Origin of the sequence: Rudaea sp., from assembly GCF_036560865.1 — a bacterium.
Classification (GTDB): domain Bacteria; phylum Pseudomonadota; class Gammaproteobacteria; order Xanthomonadales; family Rhodanobacteraceae; genus Rudaea.
Window position 1 is genome coordinate 1 of record NZ_DATBQK010000101.1, and the last position, 19141, is coordinate 19141.

General features: G+C 61.2%; 16 protein-coding genes and 6 tRNA genes. 13 read left to right on the plus strand and 9 right to left on the minus strand.

Features of this window, described 5'->3' with window-relative positions; all coding sequences use genetic code 11:
- Nucleotides 1-428 (plus strand): C1 family peptidase (locus tag VIE67_RS10425; protein ID WP_332025924.1); only part of this gene is annotated, 428 nt, incomplete at its 5' end.
- A 269-nt stretch (nt 429-697) separates the two neighbouring features.
- Here VIE67_RS10425 and VIE67_RS10430 read toward each other — a convergent pair.
- On the minus strand, nt 698-2044 hold the full coding sequence (locus tag VIE67_RS10430) for an MFS transporter (RefSeq protein ID WP_332025926.1): 1347 nt from the start codon (nt 2042-2044) through the stop codon (nt 698-700).
- A gap of 195 nt (nt 2045-2239) precedes the next feature.
- On the opposite strand from VIE67_RS10430, the gene VIE67_RS10435 reads away from it, so the two are divergent.
- A complete protein-coding gene (locus VIE67_RS10435) occupies nt 2240-2413 on the plus strand; it encodes a hypothetical protein (RefSeq protein WP_332025928.1) in 174 nt (57 codons plus the stop codon).
- Between the two features lie 17 nt (nt 2414-2430).
- Here the strand turns inward: VIE67_RS10435 and VIE67_RS10440 are convergent, their stop codons facing one another.
- Nucleotides 2431-3186, minus strand: a complete 756-nt coding sequence (locus tag VIE67_RS10440; RefSeq protein ID WP_332025930.1) for an NYN domain-containing protein — start codon at nt 3184-3186, stop codon at nt 2431-2433.
- Nucleotides 3187-3205: 19 nt separating this feature from the next.
- Complete coding sequence (locus VIE67_RS10445; protein WP_332025932.1) at nt 3206-4048, minus strand: tetratricopeptide repeat protein; 843 nt, start codon at nt 4046-4048, stop codon at nt 3206-3208.
- Between the two features lie 92 nt (nt 4049-4140).
- Between VIE67_RS10445 and ligA the strand changes: the two genes are divergently transcribed.
- Entirely contained in the window at nt 4141-6516 is a 2376-nt protein-coding gene (gene ligA / locus VIE67_RS10450; protein WP_332025934.1) for an NAD-dependent DNA ligase LigA, read from the plus strand.
- A 16-nt stretch (nt 6517-6532) separates the two neighbouring features.
- Entirely contained in the window at nt 6533-7468 is a 936-nt protein-coding gene (epmA, locus tag VIE67_RS10455) for an EF-P lysine aminoacylase EpmA (RefSeq protein WP_332025953.1), read from the plus strand.
- 15 nt (nt 7469-7483) lie between these two features.
- Here epmA and VIE67_RS10460 read toward each other — a convergent pair whose 3' ends face one another.
- The 3 genes from VIE67_RS10460 to sbcB are packed head-to-tail and all read right to left on the minus strand — an operon-like array spanning nt 7484 to nt 10160.
- On the minus strand, nt 7484-7933 hold the full coding sequence (locus VIE67_RS10460) for a DUF2127 domain-containing protein (protein WP_332025936.1): 450 nt from the start codon (nt 7931-7933) through the stop codon (nt 7484-7486).
- A complete protein-coding gene (locus VIE67_RS10465) occupies nt 7933-8622 on the minus strand; it encodes a DUF2461 domain-containing protein (protein WP_332025938.1) in 690 nt (229 codons plus the stop codon). The genes VIE67_RS10460 and VIE67_RS10465 overlap by 1 nt, the downstream gene beginning before the upstream one ends.
- A 50-nt stretch (nt 8623-8672) precedes the next feature.
- Complete coding sequence (gene sbcB / locus VIE67_RS10470; RefSeq protein ID WP_332025940.1) at nt 8673-10160, minus strand: exodeoxyribonuclease I; 1488 nt, start codon at nt 10158-10160, stop codon at nt 8673-8675.
- A 128-nt stretch (nt 10161-10288) separates the two neighbouring features.
- Here sbcB and VIE67_RS10475 point away from each other — a divergent pair.
- A tRNA-Arg gene (locus VIE67_RS10475) sits at nt 10289-10365 on the plus strand.
- A 35-nt stretch (nt 10366-10400) separates the two neighbouring features.
- Here the strand turns inward: VIE67_RS10475 and aceB are convergent.
- The 3 genes from aceB to VIE67_RS10490 form a co-directional block, all read right to left on the minus strand.
- Nucleotides 10401-12002, minus strand: a complete 1602-nt coding sequence (aceB, locus tag VIE67_RS10480; RefSeq protein WP_332025941.1) for a malate synthase A — start codon at nt 12000-12002, stop codon at nt 10401-10403.
- Between the two features lie 172 nt (nt 12003-12174).
- Nucleotides 12175-13638 (minus strand): bifunctional 2-methylcitrate dehydratase/aconitate hydratase, encoded by a 1464-nt coding sequence (locus tag VIE67_RS10485; protein WP_332025943.1) that lies wholly within the window; start codon nt 13636-13638, stop codon nt 12175-12177.
- 84 nt (nt 13639-13722) lie between these two features.
- Nucleotides 13723-14424 (minus strand): SDR family oxidoreductase, encoded by a 702-nt coding sequence (locus VIE67_RS10490; RefSeq protein ID WP_332025945.1) that lies wholly within the window; start codon nt 14422-14424, stop codon nt 13723-13725.
- A gap of 158 nt (nt 14425-14582) precedes the next feature.
- Between VIE67_RS10490 and VIE67_RS10495 the strand changes: the two genes are divergently transcribed.
- The 8 genes from VIE67_RS10495 (at nt 14583) to clpX (ending at nt 18856) form a co-directional block, all read left to right on the plus strand.
- Nucleotides 14583-14659 (plus strand) — tRNA-Pro (locus VIE67_RS10495).
- A 43-nt stretch (nt 14660-14702) separates the two neighbouring features.
- Nucleotides 14703-14779, plus strand: a tRNA-Arg gene (locus VIE67_RS10500).
- A gap of 63 nt (nt 14780-14842) precedes the next feature.
- A tRNA-His gene (locus tag VIE67_RS10505) sits at nt 14843-14919 on the plus strand.
- 117 nt (nt 14920-15036) lie between these two features.
- Nucleotides 15037-15112: transfer RNA gene (locus VIE67_RS10510), tRNA-Lys, on the plus strand.
- 134 nt (nt 15113-15246) lie between these two features.
- Nucleotides 15247-15331, plus strand: a tRNA-Leu gene (locus tag VIE67_RS10515).
- A gap of 112 nt (nt 15332-15443) precedes the next feature.
- Nucleotides 15444-16748 (plus strand): trigger factor, encoded by a 1305-nt coding sequence (gene tig, locus VIE67_RS10520; RefSeq protein WP_332025947.1) that lies wholly within the window; start codon nt 15444-15446, stop codon nt 16746-16748.
- 32 nt (nt 16749-16780) lie between these two features.
- Nucleotides 16781-17416, plus strand: a complete 636-nt coding sequence (gene clpP / locus VIE67_RS10525; RefSeq protein WP_332025949.1) for an ATP-dependent Clp endopeptidase proteolytic subunit ClpP — start codon at nt 16781-16783, stop codon at nt 17414-17416.
- 165 nt (nt 17417-17581) lie between these two features.
- Nucleotides 17582-18856 carry an ATP-dependent Clp protease ATP-binding subunit ClpX gene (gene clpX, locus VIE67_RS10530; RefSeq protein WP_332025951.1) on the plus strand — a complete coding sequence of 425 codons (1275 nt, stop codon included), beginning with the start codon at nt 17582-17584 and terminating at the stop codon, nt 18854-18856.
- Nucleotides 18857-19141 lie beyond the last annotated feature (285 nt).

The window sequence follows — 19141 nt, forward strand, 5'->3', positions numbered from 1 at the left end:
ATATCGCGCCGCCCAACGAGAACGCGCCGTTTCCCGCCAACGCGCCCGCGGGGCAGAAGCCGCCGGCGCCATGTTACAGCGATGCGAAAAAGTATACAGCCGCCAGTTATCAGCGCGTGCTACAGGACCTTTCGCAGATGAAAGGCTGCATAGCCGAGGGCTATCCGTTCGTGTTCGGTTTCACCGTCTACGACAAGTGGTACGCCAATCCGACCACGACCTTGCCGCTGCCCGGCGCGAACGAATCCGTCGTCGGCGGCCACGCGGTGCTCGCTGTCGGCTATGACGATACGACGCAATGCTTCACGTTCCGCAATTCCTGGGGTGCGAAGGTCGGTGCGAAGGGATATTTCTACATCCCCTACGCCTACCTCACGAATGCTTCACTTGCGGACGATTTCTGGACGATACGCGGCATGTCGGCCTAGAGCATTTTTGACTCAAGCGCTTACATATGGCGCGACCTGTTTTTCTCCTCCCCCATTTGCGGGGGAGGTCGGCACGCGCAGCGTGCCGGGAGAGGGGATGGCGCCGAAGGCACCCGCTTTCGCGGGCGCCCCCTCTCCCCAACCCCTCTCCCGCAAGGGGAGAGGGCTCAAAGGCAAAGCCGCAGTTGTAACACTCTAGACTTTCACACGCGCTGCAGGCGCGTATTGCACGATATCGGCGGCAGCGCATTCAGCGTGCGGCGATGAATCTACCTCGCCGCGCTGCGTGGCAGGCGCAGAAAGACCAGCGATGAAAAGACGGTGACCAGGCCGAGCACGATCACGGTGGCGTGAAACGCGGTGACGTAATTGCTGCCTTGCGCCGGGCCGCCGGGCAGGAGCAGCGCCATGAGCAGCGAGCCGAACGCGATACCGAAACTGATCGACAGATTCTGCGCGGTGCTGGTCATGCTCGATCCCATGCTCGCCTGCGCGGGCGTGAGATCGACGAAGCCGAGCGCATTGATCGCCGAGTACTGGATCGACATCACGCTGCCGAAGGCGAATACCTGGACGCAGATCAGCCAGATCGGCGTGGCTGCGCTGAGCGTAGCGAACGACAGGATCATCAGCCCGGCGAGCGCGGTGTTGACGATCAGCACGCGCCGGTAACCCAGATGGTTGATGATGGTGGCGACGAAGAAACGCGTCAGCAGCATCGCCAGCGCCTGCGGCATCTGCAGCAGGCCGGCCATCACGGGCGAGTAGCCGAAGCCGACCTGATACAGCAGGGTCAGCAGAAAATACATGCCGCCGACGCCGAGCCTTGTGCTGAAGCTGCCGTTGACGCCGATGCGGAAACTCGGCACGCGCAGCAGGTGGAGATCGACGATCGGATGGGGGATATGCAGGCTGCGTCGCGTATAGATCGCGAGCAGGATCGCCGCGACCAGCAGGACACCGGTCGCCTTCACATATTCCGCGTCGATCACGTTTTCCAGCGCCCACGACACGCCGCCGACACCGAGGCCGAACAGCACGAAGCCGGCAAGGTCCAGCGGCACGCCGGCCGGCCCACGATAATCCGGCATGTGCCGGCGCGTAAGCCACAGACCGGCCAGGCCGAACGGCAGGTTGACAAAAAAGATCATGCGCCAGGAAACGTAGGTCGCGAACAATCCGCCGAGCAGTGGGCCGACGGCGGGGCCGATCAATCCCGGAATCGTGGCGAACGCCATCGCGCCGACGAATTCGGATTTCGGAAAACTGCGCACCAGGGCAAGGCGGCCGACCGGCATCATCATCGCGCCGCCGAAGCCCTGCACGATACGCGCGACGACCAGCAGCCACAGGTTCGGCGCGAGCCCGCAGGCGAGTGAGCCGAGGGTGAAGATCGCGATCGCTATCCAGAATATGCGGCGCGTGCCATAGCGATCGGCGAGCCAGGAACTGATCGGGATGAACACGGCCAGGCTCAGTGTGTAGCTGATCAGCGCGGTTTTCAGACTCAGCGGCGCGACGCCGAGCGCGATCGCGATGCTCGGCGTCGCCGTGTTGACGATGGTCGAGTCCAGCATCTGCATGAAAAACGCAAACGCGATCAGCCAGAGCAGCATGCGCTTGGCACCGGCGTCGAGCGCGGGTGCATCAGGAGCGGGCGAAACGGATGGCGAGGTTGCAGGAATGGGCGCTGCCGCGTGGGCTTGAGCAGGGTGGTCCAGCGCCGGCGATTATCACACGCTTGACGAGACACGATTTGTTGGTTGGCGTACACGAGTTGCCGGGTCGTGTTGTTCCACTGATCGGTCGGCATGCCGATCGATCTGCTGGTCTATTCGGTCAATTGCCTGAATGCGAACCAGCAGCATCGCATCGACGAATCCGATGAGTATTTCCGCGATCTCTGCCTGCGCTGGAACGATGGCCTGAAGCAGGCCTTCGCGAGTCTTCCGTCACCGGCGTGGAGCTTGCCACCCGCGCAATAGTCATCGGCTTGTGTGACCTACGATTTTATTTTTGTTTTGTAGCGCACATAGACGTGGACATTCGCCGAGCCATCGGTGGCAGGAACTTCCTTCACTTCGAGATAGCTCTGCTTGCGCACCAGTTCGCTTAGTTTTTGGTATCCGTAGTTGCGTGGGTCGAAAGAGGGGTCATTTTTGACCAGAAATGAACCAACCGAGCTGAGTGCGGACCAGCCGTTATCACGCGCGTTGGCATCCACGGCAGCGCGCATCATCGGCTGCAGTTTTTCGTGCGCCGGCTCGCCTTCCGCCGCGGGTGTCTGTTGGGTTCTCAGTATCTCAATGAAAACGAATTTGTCGCATGCTGCGATGAACGGTTGCGGTGTTTTCTTCTCGCCGAACCCGTACACCTTGAGGCCGCTTTCGCGAATGCGCTGGGCGAGTCGTGTAAAGTCGCTGTCCGACGAGACGAGACAGAAGCCGTCAAGCCCCCCTGAATGCAGCACGTCCATCGCATCGATGATCAGCGCCGAATCGGTCGAATTCTTGCCGACGGTGTAACTAAACTGCTGCATCGGCTGAATCGCGAGCTTGTGCAGCACGTCCTTCCAGCTCTTGAGATTCGGCGTCGTCCAGTCGCCGTATGCGCGCCTCACACTCGCAGTGCCGTAGCGTGAGATTTCGGTAAGCAGTTCGGTTGCGATCGACGCAGGTGCATTGTCTGCGTCGATCAGAACGGCTAGCTTGTCGCTGTGCTTTTCGGTGTGTTGGGCAGCCATTTCGATTTCGTCCATCAAGGTCTTTGGCAGATGGCTACTCAATCTGTTCCTTCGCCCACGCCCCATCCAGCGCTTCCATCGCGTCGTGTGGTTTGAGTTTGGCCGCTTTCGCATACGCGGCGGCCACATCGTCTTCACGTTTTTCGCCGTACAGCAGCAACAGCGCGTTGCCGTACTCGACCCAGGCGATCGGTGAATCCGGGGTGAGTTTCTGCGCTTCCTTCAATTGCTTCTCGGCTTCGCCTGCGCTGGCGCCATAGGTGAGCTTGGCGAGCATGCCGCCGACCTTGCCGACGATTTCCGCGTGATACACGCCGAGCGCGGTGCGCGCCTCGGCATGCTTGGGCGCAAGCTTCAGCGTCGTGTCGAGCGCGTCTTTCACCTTGCCGCCGATACCTTGCGCGAGCGCCTTGGTGATCGAAATCGTCTGACTATAGCGGCCCAGAGCAAATGCGCGGCGATAGTGCGAGTTCGCTTCGTTCGGCAGGGCTGCGATCGCCTCGTCGGCGAGTTTCGCCAGCGCTTCGTAGCGCGCAGTTTTCTCCTTGTCGTCGGCGACCAGGTACGTGGCGTGAATGCCGCCGGCCTTGATCGCGACCGAGGCGCCGAGCGCCTTCAGGGCGATGCCGGATTCGTAGGCTTCGTGAAAATCGCCACGATGGAATGCGCGCCATGCGTCCTGCAGCGTTTCGGCCAGTTTGCCCGCGTCCTTGCCGAGTTTCGGATTGCCCTTGAGCAGCTTGCCGACATGTTTTTCGTCGGGGTAGGGTTCCTGATCGCCCGCATGCAGTTTCGCCCAGGCCTTGGCCAGCTTGTCGCCCGCATAGTCATAGGCCTTGTCCGGGTGCGGAAACGCTTTCCAGCTCGATTTCGCCATGATTTTTCCTCCCTTGTTCGTTTGCGCAAGCATCGGCCATGCGTATCGAAGATGCAAGATCAAAGCGGGCGACTTGCGGCTAAACTTCGCATATGAGCGAGAACTCTTCCAGCCGAGTGAGCGAACGCGCGGCCGAGTTGCGTGCGCAACTGCACGAGGCCAGCCATCGCTATCACGTGCTCGACGAGCCGACGATTGTGGATGCGGAGTACGACGCGCTGATGCGTGAGCTCGAAACGCTCGAAGCCACCCATCCCGAGCTGGTCACTTCCGATTCGCCGACCCAGCGCGTCGGCGCGCACCCATCGAGCGCATTCGCCGAGGTGCGCCATGAAGTGCCGATGCTGTCGTTGGCGAATGCATTCAGCGAGGAGGAGGTCGCCGAGTTCATGCGGCGGATTCGCGACCGCCTCGATCAGGACATATCGGATCAGGGCGGCCCGCTGACATTCTCGGTTGAACCGAAGTTCGACGGCCTCGCAATCAGCCTGCGCTACGAGAATGGCGTGTTCGTGCGCGGAGCGACGCGCGGCGACGGCGAAACCGGCGAGGACGTGACACCGAATCTGCGCACGATAAAAAGTATACCCTTGCGTCTGCATGGCAAGGCGCCGGCGGTGATCGAAGTGCGCGGCGAAGTGTATATGCCGCGCGCGGGCTTCGAGAAATACAACGCGGCTGCGCGCGCCTCGGACGGCAAGATCAAACTGCTGATCAATCCGCGCAACGCAGCGGCCGGCTCGCTGCGCCAGCTCGATGCACGCATCACGGCAAAACGGCCGCTGGCCTTTTTTGCCTATGCGGTCGGTGTGGTCGAAGGTGGAAGCCTGCCGGCCACGCACTCGCAAACCTTGCGAAAGCTGCGTGAATGGGGCCTGCCGGTGAGCGATCTCGTCGGCACCGCGGATGGAGTGGAAGGCTGTCTCGACTACTACAAGCGAATCGGCGCCCAGCGCGACATATTGCCGTTCGATATCGACGGCGTCGTCTACAAGCTCGACGACCTCGCCACGCAACGCGAACTTGGTTTCGTCGGCCGCACGCCGCGCTGGGCGATCGCGCACAAGTTTCCGGCGCAGGAGCAGACCACCACGGTCGAGGCGATCGACATCAATATCGGACGCACCGGCGCGGCGACGCCGACGGCGCGCCTGAAGCCGGTATTCGTCGGCGGCGTCACCGTGACCAACGCGACCTTGCACAACGCCGACCAGGTGGCGCGGCTCGACGTGCGTGTCGGCGACACGGTGATCGTGCGCCGTGCGGGCGACGTGATTCCCGAAGTGGTGCGCGTGGTCGCCGAACAGCCGCGCGGTGCCGCGCCGTGGCAGATGCCCGCGCATTGTCCGATCTGCGGCTCGGCGATCGTGCGCGAGGAAGGCGAGGTCGTCGCGCGCTGCACCGGCGGTCTGACCTGCGCCGCGCAGCGCGTGCAGGCGATCTTTCATTTCGCCGCGCGCCGGGCCATGGATATCGACGGGCTCGGCGAGCGCTATATCGAGGACCTGTGCGACCTGGGTTATCTGCATTCGATTGCCGATTTGTATAAATTGTCGCTGGCCGATCTGCTCGAGATGAAACGTCGCGCAGACGAGCGCGATGGTACGACGCCCGAGACGGTCAAGGCCGGCAAAGTTGCGACCAAGTGGGCGGAGAATCTGATCGAAGCGATCGAGCACAGCCGTCGCACAACGCTGACGCGCTTCCTGTATTCGCTTGGCATCCAGCACGTGGGGGAAAGCACGGCCAAGGCGCTGGCACTGTGGTTCGGCGAAATCGACATCATCCGCCATCTGCCGTGGCCGATCCTCAAGCTGGTGCCGGACATTGGCGGCGAAGTCGCTCGCGCGATCGACGCGTTCTTCTCCCAGGATGGCAACCAGCGCGTGATCGACGATCTGCTCGCGCGCGGCATCGCGATAACCGATACGCACGCGCCTGCGCCGAAGCTGCGCGCCAAGCTCGATTTCGCCAGCCTCCTTGCCGAAGTTGAAATTCCCAAGGTCACGGGCAAGCGCGCGCTACAGATCGCGACAGCGATCGATTCATTCGACGCCTTGCTTGCGGCCAAGGCGACTGTTCTTGTGGCGATCGGTTTACCGGTGGATACACAGGAATCGCTGCAGCACTATTTGGCGCAAGCGGAAAACCGCAAACTGCTCGCGCGTTGCGCTCGCGCCGCGACGCAATTGCCCGCCGCAATACCGGGAGCCGCCAGCCAAGCCGCCGGCCCGCTGGATGGCCAAACGGTCGTACTGACCGGCACACTTGTCGCATTGACTCGCGACGAGGCGAAGGCCAAGCTCGAAGCGCTTGGTGCCAAGGTTGCCGGCAGCGTTTCGAAGAAAACCAGTTTCGTCGTCGCCGGCTCCGAGGCTGGCTCGAAGCTCGACAAGGCGCAGGAACTCGGCGTCGACGTATGGGACGAGGCCCGACTTATGGAATTTCTACGTGGACAAGGTAGCTGATCCGCGCTTCGCCGCGATGCGCTTGCGTGCGCAGCTTTACGCGCTGATCCGGCAATTCTTTGCCGAGCGCAACGTGCTCGAAGTCGAGACGCCGATTCTGTCGGCGGCGGGCAACACCGATCTGAATATCGAAAGTTTCGTTGCGCATTTCTCGGGCCATGTCGATGCCGGTGCGCCGCAGCGCTATCTGCGCACCTCGTCGGAATTTGCGCAGAAGCGCTTGCTCGCAGCCGGTATCGGCGACAACTATGAATTAGGGCGCGTGTTTCGCAATGGCGAAGCAGGCCGTCGGCACAATCCCGAGTTCACGATGCTTGAGTGGTATCACGTCGGCTGGAATCACCGACGGCTGATGGACGAGGTGGTGGAGTTGGTGCGCGCTGCGCTGGCCCTGGTCGGACGCGTTCCCGTAGTGGAGAAATATGCGTATCGCTCCTTGTTCATCTCGGCGGTCGGCATCGATCCAGTCAGCGCGAGCGAAGGCAGCTTGCGTGCGGCGCTGGGCAACGTGCGTGCAGATGGCAAGGGTCTGGGTCGCGACGACTGGCTCGACTTGCTGCTGACGCATCGCATCCAGCCGGAATTTCCCGCCGATCGAATCACCCTGATTTACGACTATCCGGCGACGCAGTGCGCGCTGGCGCAAATTCGCGATGACGCCGTGCCGGTTGCCGAGCGCTTCGAATTGTTTCTCGGCACCCAGGAGCTGGCGAATGGTTACCACGAACTGACCGATGCGGCCGAGCAGCGCGCGCGTTTCGAGCGCGACAATGCACGCCGGCGCGAGCGTGGCCTCGCCGAAGTGGCGCTCGACGAAAATCTGCTCAAGGTGCTCGCACAGGGGCTACGTGGTTGTGCCGGTGTCGCGCTCGGCATCGAACGCCTGCTGATGGCAATGCTCGGTACGGACGATATTGGCGACGTCCTGGCGTTTCCGTTTGTGGAAGCCTGACCCGTACTGGATCGATCAGCCTCGGCGGGCGATGCGCCAGAGATAGATCACGATCGCCATATTGACCGTAAGGGCAGCGATGTTGAGCCAGGTGAGATGATGGAAGATTTCCCAGACCTCGAACGGAATCAGCGAGGCGGTGGCGAACACGGTCAGATATTCGGCCCAGCGTTTGCCGCGCCACAGGCCCCAGCCCTCGACCGCGAACAGCGCCGCGTAAATACAGGCGCCGATACCGATGAGCTGGAATTTCCGTGGACTCAAGCCCAGCAATTGGTCCATCCAGTGCATCACGAAGGCATGACCGCTGCGGATCGGCAGCTCTTCCACCCAGCGTGCCGCATGTTCGAGCCACGGCGTATGCACGAAGCCGAACGCGACCGTCGCAAGCAGCAGCAAGCTGAGCGCTTTCAGGAATTTGTATACGGCGATATAGCGCAGCGCCGGATGATTGATTCGGGCCATCAGAATTCGAGGTCCAGCGCGGCGCACAGATAGTCCAGCATCGGCGCGACGCCCTTGCAGCCGTCGATCACGATATCGCGCAATTCGGACGAGCAGGCTTGGCTGTCGCTGCACTCGCGCCAGGCCGCGAAGTCCTTGCGCTTGATATCCTCGATCAGGTCGTGATCGGCCGGGTAGCCGCGTGGCGGCCGCGTCAGCGTATCGCCGCCGATCTCGAAATTGTCGCGAAAACGTTTGCTTTGCGTGGCCTTCTTCCATGCGGCCGGATTGTCGACCAGAAAATCGCGCACGCGCTTGAGCGTCGGCGATTCCGGATGCCACAGGCCGCCGCCAATGAAATTGCTGCCGGGTTGGATATGCATATAGAACGTGGGTGCCGGTACCTGGCGCGAACGCTCGTGAAACAGGCGCGCACCGAGCCATGTTTTGTAGGGCGTCTTGTCGTTGGAAAAACGCGTGTCGCGATAGATGCGGAACATCGATCCACCCTGCGCGCGTGGATCGGCGCGGAAATGCGGGCTGATCTTGGACAACGGCGCCGCGAGGTCGCCGATCAGGCGTAGAAACGGATCGCGCAGATTTTCTTCGTAGCGGGTCTTGTTCGCGGCGAACCATTCGCGGTTGTTGTTGCGCGCAAATTCGCGCAGCAGGCGGAAACTGGCAGGGGTGAAGTAGGTCGATGCGGGCATGCGTGGTCCAGATGGGGTGGCGCGTTTCTCTTAATCGGCGCCAGCATAGTTTAGAGAATTTCACGACCCCAGAGTTCGAGCTGATCGAGGATCGCCAATTGCGCCGTCGTCGTCTGCGGTTGTGCGCGTAGTTGCGTGATCAGATCGAAGTAGTCCGGCAAGGTCAGCGCGCTGGCGTCGTTTGTCCGATTCAGGCGCTCGCGGCAGAAGTCGTTCCAGCGCACGGCTTCCTCGGCCGTCAATGTCTGCGGCCAATTGCGCGCGCGATAGCGGAACAACAACTCGGCATAACGCGGATCCTTGAAAGCGAACCGGCGCGTGGCGAGTTCGTCCGGCGCTGTTCTGCGTACCTCACGCAGCAGGCGCTTGTCGGCGTCGGCGGGAAAACCCGCGTAAAGCGCGAGTTCGGGATCAACTGCCGTGCGCTCGTCGCGTGGAGTCGAGAACACCCGGCGCAGTTTCTCCGGCAGATCCTCGGCATTCTGCAACAGCCGTAAATGCGTCTGACAGCGCTCGACGTCGAGGCCGATGCGCGCAGTGTCGACGCCGTTCAATGCGGAAAGTGGCGCAAGCGCGGGCGATTTGTTCGCGTGCACGGTTTTCAGCGGAATGCGCTCGATGTCCTCGGGCAAGTCCGCGCGCGGGGTGAAGACGCGGTCGGCGATTTCGTCGGCGTCGAGCTCGAGCAGAGGCGTCGGGTCGACATCCAGATCGCAGACGATCACGCCGTTCGGCTGGGTTGGGTGCGCGGCGAGCGGTACGATCATCGCCAGACAACCGCGCTCGGCTGGATAACGCGAGGACACGTGCAGCACCGGCTTGCGATGCACATAGTCGAGCATTTCGAATGCGCGTTGCTTGCGCCGCAACGCGAAATAGAACTCGAACAGCCGCGGTTGACGCACGCGCAGCAGGCGCGCAAGCGCCATCGTTGCATGCACATCGGACAGCGCGTCGTGCGCCTTGTCGTGGGTGAGGTGATTTGCCGCGGCTAAATCGACAAGTTTGAACGAAGGGATAAATTGAGAAGTGCGCCCATGGATGGGCGCTTTTTGATTCTCGCGGAAAGGGACTTCCGCAAAAGTGCCAGCCCATTGGATGCCTTGCGGGCGCAGCGCATAGCACATGCGTGCAAGGTCGATCAGGTCCCAACGCGAATTGCCGTCTTTCCATTCGCGCTCGTAGGGGTCGAAGAAATTGCGATAAAACAGGTTGCGCGTGAATTCATCGTCGAAACGCAGTGAGTTGTAACCCACGCCGCAAGTGCCGGGTTGAGCCAGTTCCTCTTGGGCGCGCGCGGCAAACTCAGCTTCGATCACGCCTTCGCGTTCCGCGAATTGCGGCGTAATGCCGGTGATCAGGCAGGCTGCCGGCTGTGGCAGCACGTCGCGCGCGGGTTTGCAGAAAACCGAAAGCGGTTCGCCGATCGGCTCAAGCTCTAGCGTCGTGCGCTGGCCGGCGAACTGCGCGGGGCGGTCGCGGCGCGGATCGGTGCCAAAGGTTTCGTAGTCGTGCCAGAAAAAGCTCGCCTGGGTCATGCAGGCAGAGTAGCGGATCGTGCTGCAGAGCGGATATTCGCCCACCCACCGTGCAGACTGCGGCTGAGTAACCTTTGCGGGCCTGAGTTGACGTGGGTTGGCTCTACACGGATAATTATCAGTTCACTGCGCCCGTAGCTCAGCTGGATAGAGTACCAGGCTACGAACTTGGTGGTCGGGAGTTCGAATCTCTCCGGGCGCGCCAATAAAAAAAGCCGACGAGTTTTTCGTCGGCTTTTTTCATGCCATCGCTTCGTACAGGGGCAGGGTGAGGAACTCGGGGAACGCCTTCGCCAGCGACATCTCCTCGAAGATTTTCGCCGCCTGCTCGTAAGTCGCGACCGCTTCGTTCTGCGCGATGACGGCGGTTTTCACCTTGGCGAGTTCCTGCGGAATCAGTGCGCGCACGAGCGCGGCATCGACCTTGCGCCCGTCGTCGAGCATACCCTTCGGGCTGACCACCCATTGCCACACCTGCGAGCGCGAAATCTCGGCAGTCGCAGCGTCCTCCATCAGATTGTGAATCGGCACGCAGCCGTTGCCCGCGAGCCAACTGCCAAGATAGTGGATGCCGACATTGATGTTGTTGCGCACGCCGACTTCGGTGATCGGCGCTTCCGGCACGAAGTTGAGGAAATCGGCGGCTTTGACGGTTTCATCGCGCTGTTTGCCCCACTGATTCGGCTTGTCGCCAAGTACCTTGACGAATTCCTCCATTGCGATCGAAACGAGTCCCGGATGCGCGATCCAGCCGCCGTCGAAGCCGTCGTTGGCGTCGCGCTGCTTGTCGTGGCGCACGCCGGCCAGCGCTTTTTCGTTTGCTACTGCATCGTTCTTGATTGGAATCAGCGCGGCCATGCCGCCGATCGCGGGCGCGCCGCGCTTGTGGCAGGCCTGCACCAGCGCGAGCGCATACGAGCGCATGAATGGCACTTCCATGGTGATCGCACCGCGGTTGGCGAGGCAGAAGCCAGGCTTGTTCTTGAACTTCTTGATCGCGCTGAAGATGTAGTCCCAGCGCCCGGCGTTGAGGCCGGCCGAGTGTTCGCGCAGTTCGTAGAGGATTTCCTCCATCTCGAACGAGGCGAGGATGGTTTCGAGCAATACCGTCGCCTTGATCGTGCCTTGCGGGATGCCGAGCTCGTTCTGCGCGAGCACGAAAATATCGTTCCACAATCGCGCCTCAAGATGGCTTTCGAGCTTGGGCAGGTAGTAGAACGGGCCGAAGCCGCGCGCGATCTGCTCTTTCGCGTTGTGGAAAAACACCAGCGCGAAATCGAAGATGCCGCCGGAGACGCGCTGGCCATCGACGGCGACATGTTTCTCGTCGAGATGCCAGCCGCGCGGGCGGATCTGCAACGTCGCGATTTTGTCGGCGAGTTTGTATACCTTGCCGGCTTCGTTGGTATGGCTGATCTCGCCGCGGATCGCTTCCTTGAGGTTGACCTGACCCTGGATCTGGTTGAACCAGTTCGGGCTGTTGGAGTCCTCGAAGTCGGCCATGTACGAATCCGCGCCCGAGTTGAACGCGTTGATGATCATCTTGCGTTCGACCGGGCCGGTAATCTCGACGCGGCGGCACTCGAGCGCCTTCGGCAGCGACGCGATCTTCCAGTTGCCGTCGCGGACATGTTTGGTTTCAGCGAGGAAATCCGGCATCTGGCCCGCATCGATGCGCGCCTGACGTGCGATGCGCGCCTTGAGCAATTCCTGGCGGCGCGGCTCGAACGCGCGGTGCAGTTTGGCGACGAAGGCAAGCGCTTGGGGCGTGAGGATTTCGTCGAAGCGCGGATGCAGTTCGGCCTTGACTGCGATGCCGGGTGGGAGTGTGGTGGTGGACATGGGGACTCCGGATTGGAACAGGGCGGCTGGGCTGATTTGCTCGTCATTCCGGCGAGGCGCTTTTCAACAGCAAAGCTGGTCAAGCCGGAATCCAGTGTCTTTCTTTTTTTCGGCAGTCTTAAAGATCAAGTCGCTGGATTCCGGCTTTCGTCGGAATGACGGAAGGGCAAATTTAGATCACATAGAGATCGACATATTCGTTGACCGGCATCGCCTCAAGTTTTTTCTGATCGAGCGAAACATCGAGAACGGCCTTCTGCTGTTTCACTGGAAAGCGCCGCGCGAGGTTGGTGCGGAACTTCGCTTCCAGCAGCGGAATGCCATCCTTGCGCCGGCGCTTGTGGCCGATCGGATATTCGACGACGATCTCCTTGAGCTTCTTGCCATCGTTGAACTCGACGGTCAGCGCATTTGCGATGCTGCGTTTCTCGGTGTCGTGATAATCCCTGGTAAATTGTTTGTCCTCGACGCAGTTGATGTTCGCGCGCAGCGTATCGATGCGTTTGCCCCAGACGGGATCGAGTGCCAGTGAGTCCTCGTAGTCGCCTGCGGTTAGCCTGCCAAAGATCAGCGGCACGGCGACCATGTACTGGATGCAGTGGTCGCGATCGGCGGGGTTGTTCAGCGGCCCCTGTTTGTCGATGATGCGGATGCACGCCTCATGCGTGCGGATGGTGACTTTCTTGATGTCCGCGGCTGTCTTGCCAAGCTTGACCAGCTCGCCGTGCAGCGTCATCGCTGCCTCTACGGCTGTCTGCGAGTGGAACTCGGCCGGGAAGGAAATCTTGAACAATACATTTTCCATTACATAACTGCTGTACTTACATTGAAATTCAAAGGGTTTTCCCTTGAATAGCACGTCGTAGAAGCCCCAGGTCTTGGCGCTCAACACGGACGGATAACCCATCTCGCCGGTCTTGGCGATCAGCGCAAGGCGCACTGCGCGCGAGGTCGCGTCGCCAGCGGCCCAGGACTTGCGCGAACCGGCGTTCGGCGCGTGCCGGTAGGTGCGCAATGATTGACCGTCGACCCAGGCCAGCGACACCGCGTTGATGATTTCATCGCGCGTAAGGCCAAGCATTTCCGCAACCACCGCAGTCGAGGCGACCTTGACCAGCACGACATGGTCGAGGCCGACCTTGTTGAACGAATTCTCCAGCGCGATGCAGCCCTGGATTTCGTGCGCCTTGATCATCGCTGTCAGCACGTCTTTCATCGTCAGCGGTTTCTTGCCCGAGGCGAGCGAATTGCGCGACAGCCAATCGGCGACAGCGAGGATGCCGCCGAGATTGTCCGATGGATGGCCCCATTCGGCCGCAAGCCAGGTGTCGTTGAAATCGAGCCAGCGGATCATCGCGCCGATATTGAACGCGGCCTGCACCGGATCGAGCTGGAATTGCGTTCCCGGCACTTTCGCGCCATTCGGCACCACCGTGCCCGGCACGATCGGTCCGAGCAGCTTGGTGCATGCCGGATATTCGAGCGCTTCGAGTCCACAACCCAAGGTATCGATCAGGCAGTTGCGCGCGGTCTCGTAGGCGAGCGCGGACTTGATCGTGTACTTGGTCACGTAGTCGACGATATCGACCAGCACTTTGTCGGGCTTAGGACGAACGTTGGAGATATGCGAGCTCATGATATTTCCTGGATGTGTAGTCAGTTGAAGCGTGCATCGCGCCGATCGTCGTAAAGAGGCGTCGATGCCGCGCGTCGCGATAGATCAAACGCGGCCCGCGACCGGAATCAGCGCGCCGGTGATCGCGCGTGCGCGATCGGATAGCAGAAACAGAATGACGTCGGCGATTTCCGCGGGCTTCACCCAGCGCGAAAAATCGGCGTCCGGCATGTCCTTGCGATTGGCCGGCGTGTCGATCGTGGTCGGCAGGATCGCGTTCACCGTCACGCCGCGATCCTTGAGCTCGTCGGCGAGGGCTTCGGTAAAGCGGAATACACCAGCCTTCGACGCGGTGTACGCGCCCATGCCGCTGCTCGCCTTGTGCGCGGCAGCCGCGCCGATATTGACGATGCGCGCGTTGCCCGAGCGCAACAGCGCGGGCAGGGCAGCCTTGCTTGCCGCGACCGCGGAACGCAGATTGACGTTGTAGAGCAGATCCCAGGTTTCGAGCGATCCCTTTTCAAGTGTTTCCCAGCGAAACGCACCGGCGACATTGATCAGGGCGTCGAGCCCACCCAGCTTTTCGGCGGCCAGCGCAAAGGTTTTTTCGGCGATTCCGTCGGCGCTCAAGTCGACATCGCCAAACAATTGCGCCTTGGCAAATGCGGCCGCGGTCGATGGATGCGGGCTCGGCGCGCGGTCGATCGCCGCCACCGAGGCGCCCGCCGCGAGCGCGGCTTCGACGACGGCCATGCCGAGACTGCCGAATGCACCCGTCACCGCAATTTTTTTACCTGCAAGACTCATCGACCTGCGCCTGAAAAGGGAATGCGCATCGTAACGCAGCGCGTCGACTTGTGTCATTGACGAGGGAGTCAGCGCGTACCGCGATCGACGAGCGGAATTTCGCATTGACTCAACCGCCTAGCGCACTTACCATGCCGCCGGCTTCACACGCCATGCGCCGGGGTATAGCTCAGCCTGGTAGAGCGCCAGCTTTGGGAGCTGGATGTCGAGAGTTCGAATCCCTCTACCCCGACCACGACGGATGCCCCACAGCATTCGTATACTGAACTCGAATCGCTGCGCCCGTAGCTCAACCGGATAGAGCACCGGCCTTCTAAGCCGGAAGTTGCAGGTTCGAGTCCTGTCGGGCGCGCCAATCGATTTGGATGCGGGGGCTGTAATCCTGGCGCAGAGTTGCGCTACAATTGTCGGCTATTTGGTGGGTGTAGCTCAGCTGGTTAGAGTCCCGGATTGTGATTCCGGTTGTCGTGGGTTCGAGTCCCATCATCCACCCCATTACTATTACTATGCAGGGGCGATATAAAGTTTCCCCTCACCCCTAACCCTCTCCCGCAGGCGGGAGAGGGGGAGTGATCGTCGCGTTACACGCGACAGCGGTATTTGATTGATGCGGGGCCGTTAGCTCAGTTGGTAGAGCAGGAGACTCTTAATCTCTTGGTCGTAGGTTCGACTCCTACACGGCCCACCACTTCCTCCGATGCGAATAGGCGATCATGGCCATTTGACGCGAATTGCTCGGCGCGGATGCCTGCCCCCAAGCCCTCGCCAAGTGGGCAAAGGGTGTCATGATGGGCGTGATCGCGGTACTACAATGGAACGTACGCGAATGTGGCGGAATTGGTAGACGCACTGGATTTAGGTTCCAGCGGGGCAACCCGTGAGAGTTCGAGTCTCTCCTTTCGCACCACTGATGCAAATGCGATCGCAAGGCGATCGCGCGTATTATCTTTTACGACCTTCAGCATTTGTCGTTCCAGGCGACAGGAACGATTTTCGAATTCAGAATTTAGGTGCCAACTATGCAAGTCTCCATCGAAAACCTGGGCAAACTCGGACGCAAGCTCACCGTGCGCATCCCCGCCGAGCAATACGAAACGCAGGTCAAGTCGCGCCTGGCCGAGGTGGGCCGCAGTGTGCGCCTGAAGGGCTTTCGTCCCGGCAAGATCCCCGCCAAGGTCATTGAGCAGCGCTTCGGTACGCAGGTGCGCGGCGAGGCCATTTCCGAGCTGATCCGCAACAGTTTCGCCGAAGCGGTGGGGAAGGAGAACCTGCGTCCGGCGATGGCGCCGGAAATCGACACCACCGGCCAGCCGAGCGACGGCCAGATCGAGTACACGGCCAAATTCGACGTGCTGCCGGAAATCGGCGCAGTTGACGTCAGCCAGCTTGCGATCAACCGGCCCGTCGCCACAGTGGCCGATGCGGACGTCGATGCGATGGTCGAGACCCTGCGCCAGCAACGGCGTGAGTGGTCGCCGATCGAGCGCGCGGCCCAGGTAGGCGACATGGTGCTGTTCGAGTATTCGGCGCAGGGTTCCGATGCCAGTGGAGCCTTCCGCCATCCGGCCGAGGGCGTGGATCGCGTCGGCACGATTCTGGGCTCGGGCGCGATGGCGTCCGCGCTGGAAGACGCACTGAACGCGCATGCGGCCGGTGCGCAGATTTCGACCGATCTGACTTTTCCGGCCGATTTCCGCGTCGCTGAACTTGCCGCCCGCCAGGCGCATGTCGAGGCGAAGATCATCCGCGTGCAGGAATCGCGCTTGCCCGAAGTCGATGAGGCGTTTATCGGCGCATTCGGCATCAACGAAGGCGGCGTCGAAAAATTCCGCACCGATGTGCGTGCCAATCTTGAACGCGAATTGAAGGGCATGCTGTCGGCGCGCTTGAAGACTGAAGTCGTCAGGAAACTGGTGGATGCGCATCCGGGACTCGATCTGCCGCAGAGCATGGTCGATCGCGAAGCGCAGGGACTGCTGCAACAGGCGCAGGAACAGGCGCGCGAGCAGGGCCAGGTCGCGCCGGGCGTCGAGGCATTCGCGGACATGGCGCGTCGCCGCGTCGCCGCCGGTGTGCTGGTGGGCGAGCTTGCGCGGCAGAACGACATCCGTCTGGACAACCGCCGCGTCGCCGAAACGCTGGCTTCGTTCGCGTCGACGTACGAAGAGCCCGAGCGCGTGGTTGAACTTTACCAGCGCGATCCCCAACTCATGGGCGGACTGCAAAACCGCGTGATGGAAGATCAGGTCGCGGACTGGATTGCCGAGCACGCCAAGGTGAGCGAGCAAACCCTGAGTTTCAGCGAGGCGATGCGGCCGGCATAAGAATCACGGCACTTTTCTGTGGAGAACGAAACATGAATTCCAGCATCGAACCGATTCGCAATCTCAACCTTGTTCCGATGGTGGTCGAGCAGACCTCGCGCGGCGAGCGCGCCTACGATATCTATTCGCGCCTGCTCAAGGAACGCGTCGTGTTCATGGTCGGTCCGATCGACGACTACATGGCCAACGTGATCGTCGCGCAGTTGCTGTTCCTCGAATCGGAGAACCCGGACAAGGACATCAACATCTATATCAACTCGCCTGGCGGCTCGGTCACCGCCGGCATGGCGATCTACGACACGATGCAGTTCATCAAGCCCGACGTGAGCACGATTTGCGTCGGTCAGGCCGCAAGCATGGGTTCGCTGCTGCTGGCGGCCGGCGCCAACGGCAAGCGCTACGCGCTGCCGAACACGCGTGTGATGATCCACCAGCCGCTCGGCGGGTTCCAGGGCCAGGCCTCGGATATCGCTATCCACGCCAAGGAAATCCTCACGATCAAGTCGCGCCTGAACGAAATCCTCGCACGCCACACCGGCAAGCCGATCGAACAGGTTGAGCGCGATGCCGATCGCGACAATTTCATGAGCGCCGCCGAGGCACAGGCCTACGGTCTGGTCGATTCGGTGCTCGAAAAGCGCCCGACCGAGTCGGTGAAAACAGGCTGACCCACGCGCCGATCCTTTGCAACGTCGGCACTCGTAGTGCCGCTCAGGCAGCATGCGCAACCCCGAATCGGCATGGCGGTGAACAGCAGCCATGCCGCTGCATTCGCGTGCGACGCGTGTTATTCTTCAACGTGACATATATTGGTAAAGGAACCGGGGTTCGGCATGAGTGACGACCGGCAGAGCCGCTCTGGCGACAGTAACAAGATTCTGTACTGCTCGTTCTGCGGTAAAAGTCAGCACGAGGTGCGCAAACTGATCGCTGGCCCCAGCGTGTTCATTTGCGACGAATGCGTCGAGCTGTGCAACGACATCATCCGCGAGGAACTCGAGGAAAAGGCCGCTGGCGCACGCAGCCATCTGCCCAAGCCGAAGGAGATCATGGATGTGCTCGATCAGTACGTGATCGGGCAGACGCGCGCGAAGAAAACCCTCGCCGTCGCGGTCTACAACCACTACAAGCGCCTCGAAGCGCGCCAGCGCAACGACGAAGTCGAACTGGCGAAGTCCAATATCCTCTTGATCGGTCCGACCGGCTCGGGCAAGACGCTGCTCGCGGAAACGCTGGCGCGTCTGCTCAATGTGCCGTTCACGATCGCCGACGCGACCACGTTGACCGAAGCCGGTTACGTGGGCGAAGACGTCGAGAACATCATCCAGAAGTTGCTGCAGAAGTGCGACTATGACGTCGAGAAGGCGCAGACCGGCATCGTCTACATCGACGAAATCGACAAGATTTCGCGCAAGAGCGAAAACCCGTCGATCACGCGCGACGTGTCCGGCGAAGGCGTGCAGCAGGCGTTGCTCAAGCTGATCGAGGGCACGATCGCCTCGGTGCCGCCGCAGGGCGGGCGCAAGCACCCGCAGCAGGAATTCCTGCAGGTTGACACCAAAAATATACTTTTCATCTGCGGCGGCGCATTCGCGGGCCTGGAAAAAATCATCCAGCAGCGTTCGGAGTCGACCGGAATTGGCTTCGTCGCGGAAATCCGCAGCAAGACCCGGCACACGAACGTCGGCAAGGTGCTCGCCGACGTCGAGCCTGAGGATCTGGTCAAGTTCGGCCTGATTCCCGAATTCGTCGGCCGCCTGCCCGTAGTCGCAACGCTTGAGGAACTCGACGAATCGGCCCTGGTGAAAATCCTCACCGAACCGAAAAACGCGATCATCAAACAGTTCAAGCGCATGTTCGAAATCGAAGGCGCCGAACTTGAATTCCGCAACGACGCTCTGCTCGCCGTCGCGCGCAAGGCGCTCAAGCGCAAGACCGGCGCGCGCGGCCTGCGCACGATCCTCGAACAAGTCCTGCTCGAAACCATGTACGAGCTGCCCTCGCTCGAACACGTGAGCAAGGTGGTCGTCGACGACGCCGTCATCAACGGCAACGCCGAGCCGTATCTCATCTATCGCGGAATCCAGTCGCGCGCTGCGTCCGAGTAACGCATTCTGCTCATCATTCCTGCGGAAGCCGGACTGCGCAGGCAGGATGCCGGAGCGAACATTCGCGCAGCGAATGGCCCGTAGGGCACGCGGCAGGAGCCACGTGTAATCCAGTTTCTTGCTTTTTGCTCTTCCGAAAGCAAAGGCTTCCACTCGCCTGCGGCGAGCGGGTCACTTTTCTTTGTGTGCCCAAAGAAAAGTAACCAAAAGAAATGCACCCCCGATGCCGCGCTCGCAGGATGAAGCCCTGCGAGTGCGCAAGGTCACGCAGGGGTTCGCTTGACG